General features: G+C 65.8%; 14 protein-coding genes. 6 read left to right on the plus strand and 8 right to left on the minus strand.

Translation table 11 applies throughout. The features are described 5' to 3' along the window. Positions 1 to 29 precede the first annotated feature (29 nt). The gene (tyrS, locus tag GEMMAAP_RS04095) at positions 30 to 1316 is read right to left on the minus strand and encodes a tyrosine--tRNA ligase (RefSeq protein WP_026850133.1); all 1287 of its coding nucleotides are present in this window, start codon (positions 1314 to 1316) and stop codon (positions 30 to 32) included. A 67-nt stretch (positions 1317 to 1383) separates the two neighbouring features. On the opposite strand from tyrS, the gene GEMMAAP_RS04100 reads away from it, so the two are divergent. The 3 genes from GEMMAAP_RS04100 to GEMMAAP_RS04110 all read left to right on the plus strand — a co-directional run bounded on the left by GEMMAAP_RS04100 (position 1384) and on the right by GEMMAAP_RS04110 (position 5715). Then, the gene (locus tag GEMMAAP_RS04100; protein ID WP_043581085.1) at positions 1384 to 3537 is read left to right on the plus strand and encodes a penicillin-binding protein 1A; all 2154 of its coding nucleotides are present in this window, start codon (positions 1384 to 1386) and stop codon (positions 3535 to 3537) included. A 6-nt stretch (positions 3538 to 3543) separates the two neighbouring features. Next, positions 3544 to 4917: an amidohydrolase family protein gene (locus GEMMAAP_RS04105; protein ID WP_026850131.1), complete on the plus strand. Its 1374-nt coding sequence runs from the start codon at positions 3544 to 3546 to the stop codon at positions 4915 to 4917. 219 nt (positions 4918 to 5136) lie between these two features. Then, positions 5137 to 5715: an HNH endonuclease gene (locus tag GEMMAAP_RS04110; RefSeq protein WP_026850130.1), complete on the plus strand. Its 579-nt coding sequence runs from the start codon at positions 5137 to 5139 to the stop codon at positions 5713 to 5715. A 146-nt stretch (positions 5716 to 5861) separates the two neighbouring features. On the opposite strand, the gene GEMMAAP_RS04115 is transcribed toward GEMMAAP_RS04110, so the two are convergent. The 6 genes from GEMMAAP_RS04115 to GEMMAAP_RS04140 form a co-directional block, all read right to left on the minus strand. Continuing rightward, the gene (locus GEMMAAP_RS04115; protein ID WP_026850129.1) at positions 5862 to 6509 is read right to left on the minus strand and encodes a hypothetical protein; all 648 of its coding nucleotides are present in this window, start codon (positions 6507 to 6509) and stop codon (positions 5862 to 5864) included. Between the two features lie 23 nt (positions 6510 to 6532). After that, positions 6533 to 8356, minus strand: coding sequence for a BamA/TamA family outer membrane protein (locus tag GEMMAAP_RS04120; RefSeq protein WP_158514726.1), 1824 nt, complete (start codon positions 8354 to 8356; stop codon positions 6533 to 6535). A 272-nt stretch (positions 8357 to 8628) separates the two neighbouring features. Beyond that, the gene (locus GEMMAAP_RS04125) at positions 8629 to 10020 is read right to left on the minus strand and encodes a sigma-54-dependent transcriptional regulator (RefSeq protein ID WP_026850127.1); all 1392 of its coding nucleotides are present in this window, start codon (positions 10018 to 10020) and stop codon (positions 8629 to 8631) included. A 9-nt stretch (positions 10021 to 10029) separates the two neighbouring features. After that, positions 10030 to 10737: a hypothetical protein gene (locus tag GEMMAAP_RS04130; protein ID WP_026850126.1), complete on the minus strand. Its 708-nt coding sequence runs from the start codon at positions 10735 to 10737 to the stop codon at positions 10030 to 10032. Continuing rightward, a complete protein-coding gene (locus GEMMAAP_RS04135; RefSeq protein ID WP_026850125.1) occupies positions 10734 to 11207 on the minus strand; it encodes a hypothetical protein in 474 nt (157 codons plus the stop codon). The genes GEMMAAP_RS04130 and GEMMAAP_RS04135 overlap by 4 nt, the downstream gene beginning before the upstream one ends. Further along, positions 11204 to 12502: a sensor histidine kinase gene (locus GEMMAAP_RS04140; RefSeq protein ID WP_145978990.1), complete on the minus strand. Its 1299-nt coding sequence runs from the start codon at positions 12500 to 12502 to the stop codon at positions 11204 to 11206. Before GEMMAAP_RS04140 ends, GEMMAAP_RS04135 begins: the two co-directional genes overlap by 4 nt. Positions 12503 to 12566: 64 nt before the next feature. On the opposite strand from GEMMAAP_RS04140, the gene GEMMAAP_RS04145 reads away from it, so the two are divergent. From GEMMAAP_RS04145 to GEMMAAP_RS04155, 3 genes are read left to right on the plus strand one after another with little or no spacing between them, the layout of a single operon-like run. Continuing rightward, positions 12567 to 14195, plus strand: coding sequence for a class I adenylate-forming enzyme family protein (locus GEMMAAP_RS04145; RefSeq protein ID WP_075071420.1), 1629 nt, complete (start codon positions 12567 to 12569; stop codon positions 14193 to 14195). A gap of 7 nt (positions 14196 to 14202) precedes the next feature. After that, on the plus strand, positions 14203 to 16383 hold the full coding sequence (locus tag GEMMAAP_RS04150; RefSeq protein ID WP_053334280.1) for an NYN domain-containing protein: 2181 nt from the start codon (positions 14203 to 14205) through the stop codon (positions 16381 to 16383). 5 nt (positions 16384 to 16388) lie between these two features. Continuing rightward, positions 16389 to 16985: a DNA-3-methyladenine glycosylase gene (locus GEMMAAP_RS04155; protein WP_026850121.1), complete on the plus strand. Its 597-nt coding sequence runs from the start codon at positions 16389 to 16391 to the stop codon at positions 16983 to 16985. Here the strand turns inward: GEMMAAP_RS04155 and GEMMAAP_RS04160 are convergent. Further along, positions 16951 to 18144, minus strand: a complete 1194-nt coding sequence (locus GEMMAAP_RS04160) for a glycine C-acetyltransferase (protein ID WP_026850120.1) — start codon at positions 18142 to 18144, stop codon at positions 16951 to 16953. The two genes, GEMMAAP_RS04155 and GEMMAAP_RS04160, sit on opposite strands and share 35 nt — an antisense overlap. Positions 18145 to 18157: the final 13 nt, after the last annotated feature.

Raw genomic sequence — 18157 nt, forward strand, 5'->3', positions numbered from 1 at the left:
CGGCGGTGGCCCGCACTGGGCCCAACCGCTTACGGCACCTGAATGAGGCCAAACTCGCGCTGGCCTTTCTTGATCAGCAGGTGACGACCGGGCAACAGCTGGTCATTCGACACCATGGCCGACGTCACCTTGGTGCCGTTCACGCTGATTCCGCCCTGCTCCAGCAGCCGTTTGGCCGCGCCACGTGACGCGGCGATACCCAGCAACACCAAACCGTGCAGCACATCCACGTCGGCCGACGTGCCCTCCGCTGGCGCCTCGTACACGGCAAACGGAATCTCCTCGCGTAACGCCCCCAGGGCCGCCGTCGAGAGCCCCTGCGGATCGGCCTTCTCAAAGAGCAGCGCCGATACTTCCTGCGCCACGCGTGCCGCTTCGGCACTGTGCACACGCGCGGTGACGTCGGCGGCCAACGCGCGCTGCGCCGCCCGCTTTTCCGGGGCGCTGCGCACCTGCTCGTCGAGGGCCGTGATGTCCTCGAGTGACAGCAGCGTGTAGAAGCGCAGGTAGCGGGACACGTCGCGGTCGTCGGCGCCCATCCAGAACTGATAAAACTTGTACGGCGATGTGCGGGCCGGGTCGAGCCACACCGAACCGCCGCCGGTGCTCTTGCCAAACTTGGTGCCGTCGGCGTTGGTGATGAGCGGGAAGGTCAGCCCGTGAGCCTCAGCGCCCTTCGACTTGCGAATGAGTTCCAGTCCGGCGGTGATGTTGCCCCACTGGTCGCTCCCACCCATCTGCAGGGTGACCCCTTCGCGTTGGTGCAGCTCGAGGAAGTCGTAGGCCTGCATGAGCATGTAGGTGAACTCCGTGAACGAAATGCCCGTCTCCAGACGGCTCTTCACCGAGTCCTTCGCCATCATGTAGTTCACCGAGAAGTGCTTCCCGGTATCGCGCAGGAAATCGATGAGCGAGATGCTGCAGAGCCAGTCGGCGTTGTTGACCAGCTTCGCGGCGCTGGGGCCCTCGAAGTCAAGGAACTTGGCCAGCTGCTTCCGAATGGCCTCGGCGTTGGCACCGATCGTCTCGAGGTCCTGCAAATTCCGCTCGTTGCTGCGCCCACTGGGATCGCCAATCATGCCGGTGCCGCCACCCACCAGCGCAATGGGCCGATGACCGGCGCGCTGCAGATGGACCAGTCCCATGATGGGTATGAGGTTCCCGACGTGCAGGCTGTCCGCCGTGGGGTCGAACCCCACGTACGCGGAGACCTGGCCGTCGGCAAACGCGGCCGGGAGGCCCTCGGTGTGCTGGCTGAGCAGCTCGCGCCAGGCGAGTTCTGCGAGGGGGGAGGCGGAAAGTGTGCGCTCGGACATGCTCAAAACATAAGCGCCCCCTGAAGTGGTACCGATCCCTCCGCCGGGGTGTACCTTCCACCCTGCTATGGCTCTCTTTTCTGTGCTTTCGCGACGCCCCTGGCTGGGGTGGCTCCTGGTGCTCGGCGTTTTTGGCGGGGCCATTGGCGCGGGCGTGCTCGCCGGCGCCTGGGCCGTCATTTGCCGGGATGGGCGCTGTCCCTCCATTGCCTCCCTCGAGCAGTACGTCCCACGGCAAACGTCCAAGGTCTACGCCGCCGACGGTCGGTTCATCACCGAGCTCGGTCTCGAGCGCCGGACGCTCATCACGCTCAAGGATATCCCCAAGCACGTCCGCGACGCGGTGATCATCACCGAAGACAAACGCTTCTACAGCCACGACGGGATCGACTACTTCCGCATCTTTGGCGCCCTCGCGCGCAATGTGCGCGCCGGCAGCTACGTGCAGGGGTTCTCCACCATCACCATGCAGCTGGCCCGTAACGTGTTTTCCGACCGCATCTCGCGTGAGAAAACACTGTTGCGCAAGATCAAGGAAGCCCGCGTCTCCCGGGCGATTGAGCGTCGATACAGCAAGGACAAGATTCTTGAGCTGTATCTCAATCAGGTGTATCTGGGGAACGGCGCCTACGGCGTGGAGACTGCGTCGCAGCGCTATTTCGGCAAGAGTGTGCGCGAGGTCACCGTGGCCGAAGCCGCCGTCCTGGCCGGGCTGCTGAAGGGGCCGGAACGGTACAACCCTCGCCGGTTTGCCGACCGGGCCATTTTGCGTCGCAACACGGTGCTGGAGCTCATGCGCCGCGGCGGAGCCATTTCCAACGCCGACGCCTCACTGGCCAAGGCCTATCCGCTGCAGCTGGCCGAACGCACCGAGTCGGGCGACGTGGCCCCGTATTTCGTGGAATGGGTACGTCAGGAGCTGGAGCAGCACTTTGGCAAGCGGTTGTACGCCGAAGGGTTGAAGGTGTACACCACCCTCGACGTGGACATGCAGACCGCGGCCGAACGGGCACTCGAGAATCAGCTGCAGGCCATTGAAGCCGGACGCCATGGCAAATACACGCACCTGACCTACGAAGCGTACCTGGCCCGAAGCGCCGAGGGCGGAGAGACCGGCGCGGCCAACTCGCCATATCTGCAAGGCTCGTTTGTCGCCATTGATCCGCGTTCCGGTGCGGTGCGCGCCATGGTGGGTGGTCGTGATTTTGGTGACAGCAAGTTCAACCGGGCCACACAGGCACTGCGTCAGCCAGGGTCGACGTTCAAGCCCATCGTGTACGCGGCCGCCGTGCACGAAGGCTTCGGCCCGGGGCAGGTGGTAGACGATTCGCCCATTGCGCTTGATCAGGTGAGCGGCGAAACGTGGACGCCCCAGAACTACGACCTGAAGTTCATGGGCAACATGCCCATGCGAAAGGCGCTGTATCAGTCACGCAATCTGGCCGCCATTCGCACCGGACTCGCGGTGGGCAGCGATGCGGTCATCACCATGGCACGTCGCTTTGGCATTACCACGCCCATCCCGCCGTATCCGTCGGTCTTCATTGGCTCCGCCGACACGTACCCCCTGCAAATGATCGGGGCGTACAGCGTTTTTGCCAATCTTGGCCTGCGCACCACGCCGCACAGCATCAGCAAGGTGGAGAACGCCGACGGCAAGGTGGTGTGGAAGCCGGAGCTGTCGCGCGAAGCGGTCCTGTCGCCCGAAGAAGCATGGCTCATGGTGAACATGATGAAGGATGTCGTGATTCGTGGCACGGGTGCGCGCATCTGGAGCTCCGGGTTCCGGGTCCCGGCCGGCGGCAAGACCGGCACCACCAACGATGGTGCCGACGTGTGGTTCATTGGCTATACGGCCGATCTCGTGGCTGGACTCTGGATGGGGTTCGACAAGCCGCAGAAAATCAAAAGCAATGCCCAGGGTGGTGAATTGGCGACCCCGGCGTGGTCGGCGTTCATGACCGAGGTCTACCGCCGCAAGCCGCAGCCGCCTGATTGGCCACGTCCCGATGGCGTCATCGTGCGCGAAATCGATGCCGCCACTGGGCGCCTGGCCAACGCCAGCTGCACCGCCGAACTGGCGACGGAGTTCTTTGTGCAGGGCTACGAACCCACCAAGACGTGCACCGACCCATCAGAACCGTCGCCGTTTACGCTGGACAGTGCGCGGGCCTCGGTGCGGCGTGATACCGCCAATCCGTTCCGACTGCCGCCGGACTGACGGCCGGTGAGCCCCGCGCACACGCTCTACACCGCCGACTGGGTGTTGCCCATGGTCACGCCCCCTCTTCCACAGGGGGCGGTGCTGGTGCGCGACGGACAGATTGCGTGGGTGGGACCGGCGGCCCATGCCACCGCACACATGCCCGCCGACACGCCCGTGCACGCGCTGGGCACCGTGGCGCTCATGCCCGGGCTGGTCAATGCGCACTCGCATCTGGAACTCACCGGACTGCGAGGCTTTCTCGAAGGGCTCGACTTCCGCGAGTGGTTGCGCACGCTCACCATTGTGCGGCGTGATCTGCTCTCTGAAGACGATCTGCTGGATGCCTCGCGCCTCGGCATCGCGGAAGCGCTGCGGCACGGCATCACCACGCTGGCCGACTGTACCGACTCGGCGTTGCCACTGGCCGCCATGCGAGAGCTGGGCGTGCGTGGCATTGGCTACGTGGAAGTCTTTGGCCCGGATCCGCTGCAATGCGACGAGTCGATGGCGCGCTTGCGGCAACGGGTCGCGGTGTTGCGGGCGGCCGATACGTCGCTCGTGCGCACCGGAGTCTCACCCCACGCACCGTACACGGTGTCGGCGACGCTCTTTGCGGCCACGGCCGCGTTTGCCCGCGCCGAAGAGCTGCCCATGGCGGTCCATGTCGGTGAGAGTGCGGCGGAAAGCGCTTTTGTCGTGGAAGGCACCGGCCCCTTCGCGGTACGACTGCGGGAGCGGGGCATTGCGGTCGCGCCGCAAGCGTTGTCGCCCATTGCCTTGCTCGAGGACACCGGCGTGCTGGCGGCGCGGCCACTGCTCGTTCACGTCATTCGTGCCGATGACCGTGACTTTGCACGCATCGCTGATCACGGCGCCACGATTGTGCACTGCCCCATCTCCAACGCCAAGCTTGGGCACGGCATCGCACCGCTCGACCGGATGCTGGCGCACGGGATTGCCACCGGCCTTGGCTCCGATTCGGTGGCGAGCAACGACCGCATGCATCTGCTGGACGAAGCGCGACAGGCTACGCTGTTCCATGCGGTCCGATCGGGCAGTCCTGACTCCTTGTCCGCCCACGACGCGCTCGGGCTTGCTACCCATGGTGGAGCGCGGGCGCTGGGGCTCGGTGACACAATTGGTACGATCGAGCCAGGCAAAGCGGCGGACCTCGCGGCGTTTGCCTTGGACGGCACCGATATTCAGCCGGTTCATGACCCGGCGGTGGCACTGGTGCACGCGTTGGCCGGGCGCGCGACGGCCCTTCTGGTCATGGTCGCGGGGCGTGTCTTGGTGCGGGACGGTCAGCTGCAGGCCGCCAGCGCTGACTGGGAAGCGCGACAACGTGTGACGGCGGCGCGGCTGGGGGAGTGGCGGCAGCGCCGTTCGCAGTGATATGCTTCGATATGCACCCGCGCAACGAACTGGCCGTCTTCAGGAGTAGCAGTCGCCGCAGAGCCTGCGGATGGCCCGTTGTTGCCACAAGGGTCGTGCACCGCTGAGCAGTACCTCTCCCCGCTCCCTGATGGTCGGCCTTTGTGTCGACGCAGTGGCGGGGATTTGTTTTGCCAGCAGCGCACGGTTGGCCGTCTACGACTCAGCGGAGGGTAGGGCGTGATTGCCGGATGTCTCGCACTGAACGCGTCGTACGAACCACTCACCATGGTGCCGCTTCGGCGTGCGCTGCGACTTGTGATCGACGGCAAGGCCGAGATCGTGGAAGCCGACAGCCACGCCGTGGTGCGCTCCGAGCGCCAGGCGTTTCCACGGCCGGCAGTGATTCGCCTGACCCGCTACGTCCACGTGCCGCGGCGTTTCCGCCGGCAGGTGACCAATACCTTCCTGTTTGCGCGCGACGACTATCAGTGCCAGTACTGCGGTCGGAAAGCCAACGAGCTCAAGCCGCGGGAGTCGCTCACGCGTGACCACCTCATTCCCATGTCGCGCGGCGGCACGAATGAATGGTCCAACGTGGTCACGGCCTGCAGCAGCTGCAACACCAAGAAGGCCAACCGAATGCCGAACGAAATCGGCATGCAGCCGCTGCACACGCCGGTGGAGCCGCACTTCGTGCATCTCTCCTGGGCCGTGCGACGTCTGACGCCCATTCAGGCCCAGTACATCCGGACCTTCTACGGCGAGGATACGCTGCGCGAACTCGAGAAGATCGAGGGGGCTTCGCTGGCGGTGTAGGAGGATGGGAACAACTGACGACTGAAAACTCAAACTGAGAACTGACAACTCGTACTGTGAACTGAAGACTTCCTACGGTCCGCGGGAGTTTTCAGTAGTCAGTCTGAGTTTTCAATTCTCAGTTCGGGTTGTCAGTACTCAGTGAACTAAAACGTCATCGTCGGACTTCTCGCCTCCAGCTGTCTCACCTCGCCCCCCAGAATGCGCGAGGCCAACGTGCGCACGCCACGGGTGAGCGCGGACGCCGGGCTGCGTTTGCCTCGCACGGCGGGAGTGGCTTCGCCGCGCAGCCAGCGCTCCACTTCATCGAGGTCGGAGACGTCCAGCGTTTGCAGTTCGGCCTGCACGAGGATGTACCCCTTCTGTCCTCGCCTGGGCGTTGGCAGCGTCGGCAGATAGGCCAGCTCGCTGGCGGCGCGGGCGTCGGCGAATCGCAGGTAACTGCCCAGTGGGGTCACGCGCTCTCCCACCAGGCGCGCCACTTCGTAGCTCTTTTCAATGACGTTGTACTGCACAATCACATCCCACTCGGCGCGGCCACGGACATCGTCGAAGTAGCGCCCCACCGTCCACACTTCGGCGCGAATATGCAGGCGCGCCGGAAACCCGTTCCGCAGCAGTTCGCCAAATGGCTGTTCCTCAAGCACGTTGCGCACCGCCACCAGCGGCGGGTACGACTGCGCGGTGACCCGAATATCAATCTCCGGACGCGCTTGCGCCTGCGCCACAACGCTGCCGCCCGCGAGGAGCAGCAGCGTCAGCAACAGGTACCGCACTACGCGGCGCTGTGGCATACGGAAGAAGGTGGCCGGAGAGATCAGAAGCGTCGTCCGAGTCGCACGTAGACATTGGGCGACACCCCACTCTGCGAGACAGCCTGCGCGATGTACACGCCGAAGTCGCCAAAGTCGAAGCCGCCACCCAGGTCGGTGCGCCAGGTGCCGATATCCGGCACACGGTTGCGGCCGAAGCGCAGCGGATCGGCCGCCAGATCAGCTGCCGTACGCACACCCGACGTTCCGTGATTCACGAGCCAGCCGCGTCCACTGTTGGCGAACACCACCCAGGTGCCGTCGGCGCCGCCGCGGCCAAACTGCCAGCGGCGATCGCCGCCATCGTCATCACCGAACGGCTCAAAGCGGAAGTCCCCCTTCCACTCCACCTGCAGCAGCGCCATGCGCTCACACTGGGCTGGTCGGCCCAACGCCGCGTAGCCGGCCTCGTCGCCCGTGGCACAGGTGCCCACATCGTTGGTGCCAAGCGACCGACGGAAATCAAAGCCGGGCAGCGCATCAATACCGCTCACCGACAGCCGGCGCTGTACCGGTAGCGGATCACCGTTCATCCAACCGCCAAACACCGCGCGCAGATTGAGCTGCGCGTTGGGGCCCAGTCGGTTGTAGCGACGCAGGTCAAGGAGGGCGCGGCCGTAGGCCAGTCGGGTGTCGGCAACGCTGCTGGCTGTGGCCGCCAATGGGCGAGCCCCCGCGGTAAGGGCATTGCCGGGGAGGAAATCGGTGCTGGTTCCTCGCTCGTATTCCCCCCGCAGATACCAGCCGGAGAGCGGGTTCTTCGGATTCGTGCGAGTGTCGAAGGTGCCGCTCAGCGTGAGCAGGCGCATGACCCCTTCGTCACCCTGCGGGTTGGGACGTAACGCCACCTCATCATTCAGCCGGAACACATCGCGGCTGCGGCGCGCGTTCCAGCGCTCCTCGCCAACCGAGGCCCGCAGTTCGTGGCCTCGGCCGGCGAAGATCGACACATAGCCCTGTGCGCCGTGCCGCTCCCAGTAATCGCGGTAGTCGCGGGAGAAGAGAAACGTGGCCAGCCCCACTTCGGCGTCCGTAAGCTGCCAGCGTTCCATGGCGTCCACTTCGTCAAACAGCCGGCCGCCCACGGCGATGCCCCTCGTGTTCCCCTGACGCACTTCGAAAAGCACCCGGTGACCCAGGTTCTCATCCTTCCAGACGAGTTGGTCGCCGGTGCGGAAGATGCCAAAGACCTCGGCGCGTACCCGCGTATCACCATGGCGGGTGCGGAACCGGGGCCCGATAAAGATGGGGAGCCCCTCGACGCGATTGTATGTATGGGCGGTGGTAACGAAGAGCTGGCTCTGCGTGCTACCCTCATCCTCGTCGCGCACCCACTCCGAGAAACGGGTTAGAAAATCGGTGTCCGCCACCAGCGTGTCACCCGACTCCTGATAGCGATAGCGCGAACTCCAGACGCGGATTTCCCCCGCCACATTGGGGCGCTCTGGTGATTCAAAGGTGCCCCCCAGTACGGTGAGCCCTTTCCCCAGGCGGGCGCCGTCGGCCAAAAACGCGTCGCCATTGAGCACCACGACATCGCCGTAGACCACGCCGGACAAGCGGGCATTACCATTGAGAATGGCCAGGTCGCCCCTTACGGTATCGGTGGCGGCGAGCGTGAAATCGCCGCGCACCCGTCGCGTGGTGGATGCGTTGAACAGGTGCGTCACCTCGAGGGCCACCTCTCGCGGCACACTGCCCACCCGGCGCTCGCGCTGAGCCAACGCATCCCGTTGCGGGACCGCCAGAGCGGCCAGGACCACTGCAAGCGCCAGCGTGGACGGGCGCCGGAAACGGCGAGCGGGGCGAACATGACCTGAGGCGGTCATGGAAACAGTCATCCGGTACTCCTGCTGAGGTTCGCGTCCGGAGAAGGCAGGTCGTGTACCAGTGCGACCTGGATCACCCTTCCCGATGGCGGCGCAGGGGATCACGCGGGCTTTCTCCGAGGGAATATCACCCGTTCCGGGCCCCTCGCGCACGGGGACGGCGGCAGCTGTCGCCGAACGTCGGTGCGCACAATTGAGGACACCGGTGTGTCGGACCGTTACGGGGAAAGACCGATGGACATCTGCTTGTCTCGAAAGGTTTGAACGCCCCGCTATTCGGTGGCCGAGGCCAATCCCAAACGCCGCATACGGCGATACAGGTTGGGGCGATCGGTCTGCAGCCGCCGCGCCGCTTCGGCCACGTTCCCGTCGCTGTGCGCCAACGCGGCCGCAATGAGTCGGCGCTCGTAGGCGTCGAGCGCGTCGCTCAGTGGCAGCAGGTCGCCCGCATCCGTGACGGACACACCGTTGGACGGGGTCCGCTGCCCCGGACCGTGCGCGGCCTCCGGAATGACCTGCACCACGTCGGCGCGCGAGACCTCGCTGCCAGCATGCAGAATGGCCAGCCGCTCCACCACATTGGCCAGTTCACGCACATTGCCCGGCCAACGGTACGCACTGAGTGCAGCCAACGCGTCGGGGTGCCATGTGACCTGCGGACGCCCCGTGCGGGTGCGGTGGCGGGCCGAAAAGTGGCGCACCAGCGCCGGCAGATCCCCCGGCCTGTCGCGCAGCGGCGGCAGTTGCATGGGGATGACGTTCAACCGGAAGAAGAGATCTTCCCGGAAAGAACCGTCGGCCACGGCCTTGGCGAGATCCTTGTTGGTGGCCGCCAGAATGCGCACATCCACTTTGATGGGCTTGCCGCCACCCACCCGCTCAATTTCGCGGGCTTCAATGGCGCGCAGCAACTTGGCTTGCGCCTCCGCCCCCAGGTCGCCCACCTCGTCCAGAAAGAGCGTCCCGGTGTGTGCCAATTCAAAACGACCTATACGGCGTTCCGTAGCGCCGGTAAAGGCGCCGCGTTCGTGACCGAACATCTCGCTCTCCACCAGATCACGCGGAATGGCCGCACAGTTCACGCGCACAAACGGCTTGTCACGTCGCGGGCTGGATTCGTGCAGCGCGGCCGACACCAGTTCCTTGCCGGTCCCCGACTCGCCGGTAATGAGTACTCGCGCGTCGGTTGGGCCAATGCGCGCGATCATGGCGCGCACGTCGCGCATGACGGGGGAATCCCCAATCATCTCGCCCGAAATACCCAGGTCTTCGCGCAGCGCAGCGGCCGTGCGACGCGCCTGGCGCAGCTCAAACGCCGACGCGAGGGCGAGCAGCACGCCTTCCGGTGTGAGCGGCTTCTCGAGGAAGGTGAAGGCCCCCAGCTTCGTGGCGCGCACCGCGTCCGTGAGAGCGGCGCGCCCGCTCATCATGACCACCGGTACATCGGGGCGGCGCTCGCGCAGCTTTTCCAGGAGCCCCAGCCCATCAAGCTCACCCGGCATCATGAGATCGATGAGCGCGATGTCCGGTTCCAGCGCTTCCGCGAGGGCGAGACCCGTGCTGCCGTCGGCGGCATCGCGCACATCATAGCCCTCGGCGCTGAGCAGCGCCCCGACCATGCGTCGGATGTTCGGTTCGTCGTCAACGATGAGGACGCTGGGCATACGGCGGCCTTACGCCCGATGGTTGGCAACGGGCACGCCGGCCGGGACGTCCACCGGAATGGCCGGCTGCCGTTCGGAGAGCAGCCGGTTGGTAAAGCGTTGCCCCTCGGCCAGTCGCTCCATTTCAATGGCGACCGTATCCACGTTGCGTTCAAGTGTTTCGAACCGTTCGCGAAGGCGCGCCTCGAGCGCGGCGGCGTCGTTGTTCGACACATTCTTGCGATTGAGCCAACGAATGACCGCGCGCGAAATGGGCCACCAGATAAGAAAGATGGAGAGCGTGGCCGGCACCGCCCAGGCAATCTGTGCGGCCTCGCGTGGCACAAGGTCGCGCATGGGGATGACCTGCGTGGTCCCATTTTGCGACAGGGTAAGCACGCCCTTGTCGAAGTTGACGCTCACCGGATTGCCGTCGGAGTTGAAGACGATGGCGTTGGGTGCGGCGGGCGGCGGCGGCGGCTCCGCGGGATCCGTTGCATCGACCGCGTCGACCGCACGCTCGGCCTCCCGAATGGCGTTCTCGATCTGCTGGTCAGCGGCAATACGGGCTTGCTCTGCCGTGGCACGTGCCTGTTCGCCGGCCACGCGCGCCTGTTCGCCGGCCACGCGCGCCTGTTCCGCGTTGCGCACGGCCTGATCGGCATTGGTGCCGGCGGACCTGCCGGTCGACCCGAGGGAGAGACCAAAGCGCATGGTCACGGTGAGCTGCGGGGTCATCGGATGCGTTCCATATCGGCCGGCGCGCGGTCGGCCAGCAGTTTCGAGGTAAACCGTTGTCCTTCACTGATGCGTTCGACTTCCACGGCGACGGAATCGATGGCCTGTTCAATGGAGGCCAACCGATCTTCAATCGCCCGGTGCTGCTTGATGTCGTCGCGCTTCTCTATTCGCCGGCCGAACGCTTTGGCGATTGGCGTACCGATGGAGGTAATGGCGACCATGGCACTGATGGCGATCATGATGTCCACGACGCCCTCGGGCAGCGCTTTGCGGCGTGGCTCGCTGGGGGCGGCGGGCGCCGTGGTCGCCTGACCGGGGGCGGCGTCGGCACTGGAGATACTTCCGTCCTCACCAATCTTGATGCGCTGGACCTTGCCGTCGGCCTGCTGGATGCTGATGACCTGGCCACTGCCTGTTTTGAGCACTTCAACCACTGCTGGATCTTGCTGCATCACGTCTCCCGTCATGACGCCGTCACCGGCAGTCGCATCGTCATCGTGGTCCCTTGCCCGAGAGTGCTCTCCGCCTGGATGGTCCCCTGATGCGCCTGCACGGTTTGCAGGGCAATCGCGAGTCCGAGCCCGGTGCCGCCAGGCTTCGTTGTCACGTAGGGATCAAAAATGCGGGCCAGCGTGTCCGGGGCGATACCACACCCGCTGTCCCTTACGGCAATGACCACCCAATTGGTGTCAGCCGGGGACGAGGAATTTTCCGCCGCCACCGTAATGGCGACCGTTCCGCCGGCCGCGGTGGCGTCAACAGCGTTGAGCAGCACGTTGGTCACCGCCCGGACCAACGGTTCGAAATAGGCCGTCACCAACGGGAGCCCCGGCGCAATCTGCAGGTCGAGCGTCAGCCAGTCGGGAACGATGGTCTCCGCCACCCGGCTCACCAGTTCGGCCAGGTCCACCTCGGCCGCCGGGCCGTCGGGGAGGCGGCCAAACTGCGCGAAGCTCTTGGCCATGACCTCGAGGCGGGTGGCCTCTTCGGCCAGCACATCCACGGTATCGCGGAGGTCGTCGGGGACCCCGCGACGCAGCCGGTCCACCGCAAATCGAATGGGGGTGAGGGGATTCTTGAGCTCGTGAGCAAACCGCCGCGCCGATTCGCGGAACGCTTCGGCGCGCTCGGCCTCAAGCGCCCGTTTGCGTCCCGACTCCAGCTCCGTGGCCATGGTCCGCATCCCGGTGCGGAGCACTTCGAATTCCGGCGCACCGCGGCGGTCGGTGTGGGGTGGTATGGCGCGGCCGCTGCGAATGAGCCCCGTCCAGCCAACCAGTTCGTCGAGTGGCCGACTGAGCTGTCGGCTGAGATGACCGGCCACCCGCGACGCGCCCAGTGCAATCAGCACGACCACCAGGACGGCGCCGACCAACACCAACCGCATGGAGCGTTCGGTGACAAAATCAAAACGGCGCGCCAGCTGGACCGACTCGCGGAGCTCCGCCTGATGGCGTTCCAGCGCGGCGCGCTGGGCGGGGGTGAGCGGGGCTGTTTCAACCACGCGGAACGCCTCGTCGCCGCTGACGGCAATGCGTTCCCAGGCGGAACGGGCCGAGAAGAGCGAGAGGGTACGGGAGGCGGCACCGGCCCAGACCAGCGTGACCGCCACCGTGGGGACCACGGCAAAGAGCAGCAGCATGGCGAAGAGCCGTGTGCGGAACGGCGCCCGGGATGACTCCCGGGCCGCGGTCGAAGAGGTGGGACGGGCCCCGGTGGCAGAGAAATCCTCGTCCGGTTTCGTGGCGGTCAACTTCCGCATCTCGTTCATAGTCCATAATTTACGGTGTTGTACCGGATAACGCGTCCCGATAGTACGGAGTGAGATGGCAGCCTCGTGGTCCCTCGCCCCTCTAATTGCCCAGCGTGCGCAGGAGCATCCTGATCGCCCGCTGGCCACAACTGGGGAACGGACATGGACATACCAGCAGGTGGACGCCGACGCGTCCTCCCTGGCGGCAGCCTTCTCTGAACTGGGACTTGGCGCAGGCGACCGCATTGCGGTGAACCTGCCCAACGGTGTGGAGTGGATCATCACCACGTTGGCGGCGGCCAAACTGGGAGCGGTGCTCGTGCCGGTCAGTCCGTTTCTGGGCGTGCACGATCTGCGTTACCAGTTGCGACATGCCGAGGCGAGTGCGGTCGTCACCATCGAGCGATGGAACGGCGTGGACTTTCTGCAGCGGTTCGAAGAACTGCTGGGCGATCTGCCCGACCTGCAGTATGTCGTCACGGTGGGCGACGAAGACCTCTGGTACGACGACCGGATTTTTCAGTTTGAAGATCTGGTGTCGAGCGGGGCGGCCAAAACGGTGCCCTTGTTCGATGACAGCGACGACACGCGGGATCTGGCGGTCGTCTACACGTCAGGCACGATGGGCAAACCGAAAGGGGTGCAGCTCTCGCACCGGGCCCTCGTGGAGAACGCCGTCCGCACCGCGCAGGCCCTCGAGTTGTCTCCCGAGGATCGCGTGCTGGCGGCGGTGCCGTTTTGTGCCGTGTTCGGCCTGAGCGCCATGCTCGGAGCCATGGCCAGCGGGGCCACGCTGGTCACGCAGCCGACGTTTGAACCGGCGGGGGCGTTGGCGCTCATTGCCAGTGCCCAGGTCACCGTGTTGCACGGAGTCCCCACGCAGTACCACCTCCTCATGCGTGAGGAAGGGTTCGACCCGTCGCGTCTCCGCTCGCTGCGCACTGGCCTGATGGCCGGCAGTTCGGTGGGCGAAGCGCTCGTGCGCAAGGTGCGTCGCTGGTGCGACGTGCTGGTGGCGTACGGCCTCACGGAAACGGGTGCCGTCGTCACGATTACCCGCTTCAGCGATAGCGAAGCAACCCGGCGCGATTCCGTGGGCACACCAATGCCTGGCATTGATGTGATGGCCATGGACGTCCTGTCGGGCGAGTTGCACGGACCCGAAGCGGTCGGCGAAATCGCCGTGCGCGGGTCCAACCTCATGCGGGGCTATCTCCGCATGCCGGCGGAGACTGCCAAGGTCCATACGCCGGACGGGTTTTTTCTCACCGGTGATCTCGGGATCATCGATGAGGACGGAACCGTGAGGATCCTCGGACGTCGCCAGGAAACGATCTCCCGTGGAGGCACGCAGCTGTATCCGCGTGAACTCGAAGATCGCCTGCGCGCACATCCCGCGGTGGACGATGTCTGCGTGATCGGGGTTCCCCATGATGTCATGGGCGAACTGGTCTGCGCGTGCATCGTGGCAGTGGAAGGGGCCGTTATCACCGGTGACGAAATCAAACGATTCGCCCGGGACATGATGGCGGCCGACAAGGTTCCCGACCTCGTCCGCTTCTTCGATACGTTCCCCATGACGGGGAGCGGCAAGGTGCGACGGCGAGAGCTCGCGCGGTCTATCGCGCTGAGTGCGAACACCATGAGCGCATCGGCGCTCCACGCGAACGCGCTCGATCACCCAGTTCCGTACCCAGGTTAGTGCTTACATGAGTCGTCATCCGTCCCGGTCAGGCGCATCGTCGCCGGCCCGCATCATTGCGCCGTTCCACCGCGGCCCGTCATCGGTCGCCCCCATGGCCCCGATGTCCCAACCCAATGTCGCGCCGCCGGCGCACGCGCCCAATGCGGCGCTGCTCATCGACTTCGATAACGTCACGATGGGCATTCGTTCCGACCTGCAGGAGGAGCTCAAGAATCTCCTCTCGTCGGACATCGTGAAAGGCAAAGTGGCGGTGCGTCGCGCCTACGCCGACTGGCGCCGCTACCCGCAGTACATCGTCCCGCTCACCGAAGCGTCCATCGATCTCATCTTCGCGCCGGCCTACGGTTCGTCCAAGAAAAACGCGACGGACATTCGTCTCGCGATCGATGCGCTCGAGCTGGTGTTCACGCGCCCCGAGATCGGCACCTTCGTGCTGCTCAGCGGCGACTCCGACTTCTCGAGCATGGTCATCAAGCTCAAGGAGTACGGCAAGTACGTGATTGGCGTGGGCATCCGCGAGTCGTCGAGCGATCTGCTCGTGATGAACTGCGATGAGTACTACTCGTACAACGCACTGGCCGGCCTGACCAAGAACGGCGAAGACGAAACCACGCGCTGGGATCCGTGGGAGCTGGTCACCGAGTCGGTGTCGCGCATGAAGCGCAACGGCGACGTGATGCGCTCCGATCGCCTCAAGCAGGTGATGCAGGAAATCGACGCGTCGTTCGACGAGAAGAATCTTGGCCACCCCAAGTTCTCGCGCTTCGTGCACGAAGCGCAGCAGCGTGGTCTGCTCAAGGTCACGAAGCTCGAGAGCGGCCAGCTCGAAGTGGATATGCCGGAAGGCGTGCCGGTCGCGGCCGTCGCATCGTCCGCCGCCCCTGCGGAAGGCGAAACGCGCGAAGCGCGGGAAGATCGCGAGCGTCGTGGTCGCCGGGGCCGTCGCGGCCGTGGCCGTGACCGGTTTGATCGCGATCGGGAGCCGCGCGACGGTGAACCGCAGGAAACCGAGGCGGTGGATGGCGAGCCGGCCGATGGCGCGGTCGATCCGGCGCTCGAGGTGACGGCCGAAATCCCGATGCCAACCGGCGAGCCAGTGGATCCGCTGGCCATCATTCAGGCGGTGGGCATTCGTCCGCTCCCCACCGATCTGGTGCCCGATGCGGCCTCTGCCAATGCGGCCCCCGAGGCTGGTGCGGCTGATGGCGCCGAGTCGCGTGGCGAGCGTGATCGCGGTCGTCGCGGGCGTGGTCGTGGCCGTGACCGGTTCCGCGACCGTCGGGAGGAGCGCGCCGTTGAAGGTGAGGTGGCGCGGGCGCCGGAAGCGGCGCGTCCCGAGGTCTCGCCGGCCTTCCAGAGCACGGATGTGTCCGATACCATTGGCCGCAGCGGTGAACGGCTCACGCGCAGCGATGCGTTTGATCTCGTGCGTCGGTCGGTGGAGTCGCTGGTGCAGGGCGATCAGGTCACCACGGCGAGTGCGACCCGTCAGCGGGCGTTTGAACTGCTGGGCCGTGACAGCGAGTCGCTGGCGACGCGCATGTTCGAGCGCATCCTGCAGGACTCGCACGATGCCAACATGATCGACCTGCGTCGTCGGGGCGATGACTGGGAAGTGGCGCGGGCGGCCGACGCGGCGAGCATTGTGGAGCAGCTCAAGGCGGTGGACGACCAGCAGAAGGCGGAGGCCAAGGCGGCGCAGGCGCTGTTGCCCGCGGCTCCGCGTGGTATGGGCGCCCGTGGCATTGGCGGTCGCGGCAAGGGCCCCGGTGCGCCGCCCCCAGACCTGCTGATGTTCGGTGTGGTGGGCGCTCGTCCGGCCGCCCCGGCCAGCAACGGTGCCACCCCGGCTCCGGCTCCGGTCGCTGAGGTTGCGGCTGCCCCGGCGGCGGAAGCGCCGACGGTGGTGATGGACGCCGCGCCGGAAGCCCCGGCGGCGGCCAAGGCGGCCCCCGCCAAGGGCAAGAAGCCCGCGGCCAAGGCTCCGGCCAAGGCTCCGGCGAAAAAGGCCGCCAAGGTGGCTGACAAGCCTGTCGCCAAGCCGGCCGCCAAGCCGGCTCCCAAGCCCGCGGCCAAGGCTCCCGCGAAGGCGGCCAAGGCATCGGCCAAGGCACCGGCCAAGGCGCCAGCGGCCAAGAAGGCCGTCGCCAAGGCGCCGGCCAAGAAGGCGGCCAAGAAGCGCTAAGGCCTATGCATCCCGGTGCTCCCCTGCCGCCCGCGTTCTATGATCGCGACGCGGCAGTGGTGGCCCGGGCGCTGCTGGGCACGGTGCTTCGGCACGAAACATCCGAAGGGGTGGTCAGTGGCCGGATCGTGGAGACCGAGGCATACCTCGGTCCTCACGATCCGGCTTCGCATTCGGCGGTTGGCCGCACGGCGCGCACCTGGCACATGTTCGGCCCGCCCGGCACGGCCTATGTGTATTTCGTGTACGGCATGCACTGGTGCGTGAATGCAGTGACCGGCGCTGATGGGTATGGCGCCGCGGTGCTCATCCGGGCCGTGGAGCCACTGGAAGGGATTGGTCGCATGCGCGCGCGGAGACCGCGGGCTCGCCGCGACCAGGACCTCGTCAACGGACCCGGCAAAGTGTGCGCGGCGTTTGGTATTGATCGTACGCTCGACGGCACGTCGCTCACCGGCGCGGGCGCGCTGACCATTGTGGCCGGTGATGACGTGCCGGATGAGCACGTGCTGGTCACACCGCGCATTGGCATAACCAAGGCGGCGGACTGGGCGCTGCGCTTTGTGCTTAGAGCAGCCCCGCCACTTTTCCCGCGTCCTTGAACGCGGCCACCACCGCGTCGAGATCGTCGCGCGTGTGCGCCGCCGACACCTGACAGCGTACCCGCGCTTCTCCTTTGGGCACCACCGGGAAGCCGAACCCCGTCACAAACACGCCGCGCTCGAGCATCAAGTCGCTCATGCGAATCGCCAACGCCGTTTCGCCCACAATAATGGGCACGATGGGCGTTTCGCCCGGCAACGGGTTGAACCCCGCCTCCTGAATAGCGGCGCGGAAGTAGCGCGAGTTCTCGTGCAGGCGCGTGACGAGCTCCGGGTGGGACTCCGTGAATTCCACCGCGGCCAGTGCGCTCGCCGCCACCGTAGGCGGCAACGCATTGGAGAACAGCTGCGGACGCGAGCGCTGCGTCATGGTGTCGCACAGGGCGGCCGACCCGGCAATGAAACCACCCGCCGCGCCACCCAGCGCCTTGCCCAACGTGGAGGTAATGATGTCCACCTCACCCATTACGCCAAAATGCTCGGCGGTGCCGCGCCCCGTTTTGCCCAAAACACCCGTGGCATGGGAGTCATCCATGACCACGATCGCCCCTTCCTCGCGGGCGATCTGCAGAATATCCGGAAGCTTCGCAATGGCACCTTCCATGGAGAAGACGCCGTCGGTCCAGATGATCTTGCGCTTGGCGTCCTTGTTCGCGCGCAGCTTCTCGCGCAGGTCGTCCATGTCGGCGTGCTTGTACACCGCCGTCGTGCACTTCGTCATGGCCTTGGCCAACCGCACCGAGTCAATGATGGACGCGTGGTTGAGCGCGTCGGAGATGACGAAATCCCCTTCGCGCGCGATGGTCGGCGTGAGCGCTTCGTTGGCGTTCCACGCCGACACATAGCTCATGCTGGCCTCGGTCCCCACGAAGCGGGCAATGGCGGCCTCGAGGTCACGGTGCACGGTGAAGGTGCCGCAGATGAAGCGCACGCTGGCCGTGCCCGCCCCGAACTGATGCAGCGCCCGGACCCCCGCTTCCACCACGCTGGGTTCGTTGGCGAGGCCGAGGTAGTTGTTGGAGGAGAGCACGATGACTTCGCCGCGCCCTTCCATATGCACGCGTGCCCCCTGCGGCCCTTCGATGTAGTTGAGGCGCTTGTACGTGCCGGCGGCCTTGAGGGCGTCGAGCTCGGCCTGCAGTTCCTGAGTCAGTGACATGAGGTGGGGTGGC

It is taken from the genome of Gemmatimonas phototrophica, from assembly GCF_000695095.2.
Lineage (GTDB): Bacteria > Gemmatimonadota > Gemmatimonadetes > Gemmatimonadales > Gemmatimonadaceae > Gemmatimonas > Gemmatimonas phototrophica.